This window comes from Bradyrhizobium sp. UFLA05-153, from assembly GCF_054185185.1.
In genome coordinates, this window is the sequence record NZ_JBBIAM010000323.1 from 1 (window position 1) to 1,072 (window position 1,072).

A 1,072-nucleotide genomic window follows, 5' to 3' on the forward strand; every position below is an offset into this window, starting at 1 on the left:
GGAGAGCGCTTGTGGCGAATGCAGGTGTTAGAGGCCGGCCAATCGAGCCGTTGGTGCTGAGTCCGCAAGAGCGAGCATATTTAGAAAGGCAAGTTCGTCGTCATCGTGTGGCCCGGTCGCTATCTGAGCGGTGCCGCGCGATTCTACGGTGTGCAGATGGCTTGCCAAGCAAGTCAGTGGCTGCCGAACTTGGCATCCATGAACACACCGTTGGCAAGTGGCGCCGCCGATTCTTGAAGGATCGCTGTGATGGCCTGCTTGACGAAGCCCGCCCTGGCCGCCCTCGAACCATCAACGACGATCAGGTTGCTGAGGTAATCGAGCGGACATTGCGTACAACGCCGCCCGATGCGACGCACTGGTCAATCCGCTCGATGGCTGCGGAAACTGGTTTTTCTCACACCACGATCCGCCGAATGTGGACGGCGTTCGGCTTGCAGCCGCACCGCAGCCAGACATTCAAGCTGTCGAGCGATCCGCTGTTCGTCGACAAGGTGCGCGACATTGTCGGGCTTTACCTGTCCCCACCGAACCGAGCCGTTGTCCTCAGCGTTGATGAAAAGAGTCAGATACAAGCACTCGATCGCGAGCAACCGGTCTTGCCGATGATGCCTGGCGTACCGGAACGTCGCACGCACAGCTACATGCGGCATGGTACGACCACGCTTTTTGCCGCGCTCGATGTCGCTTCCGGGTTTGTCATTGGCAAATGCTACAAGCGCCATCGGGCGGTCGAGTTCTTAAAGTTCCTCAAAGAGGTCGACGCTCAAATCCCTGAGGGGCTCGCTGTCCATATCGTCATGGACAACTACGCCACCCACAAGACGCCCAAGATCAAAGCGTGGCTTGCTCGCCGGCCGCACTATCATGTTCACTTCACGCCGACTTCTGCGTCATGGATCAATCAGATTGAGCGCTGGTTCGCTGAGCTCACCAGAAAGCAAATCCAGCGAGGTGTTCACACCTCCGTCAGGCAGCTCGAGGCCGACATCCGTACGTTCATCGAACTGCACAACAACAACCCGAAGCCCTTCAAATGGACCAAGTCCGCAGACCAGATCTTGGCTTCTGT

1 protein-coding gene is annotated in these 1,072 nt (G+C 57.8%); it reads left to right on the top strand.

Going from position 1 to position 1,072, the window contains the following annotated elements:
* Nucleotides 1–11 precede the first annotated feature (11 nt).
* On the top strand, nucleotides 12–1,072 hold a 1,061-nt coding region (locus Q2941_RS51670; RefSeq protein ID WP_458197550.1), incomplete at its 3' end, for an IS630 family transposase.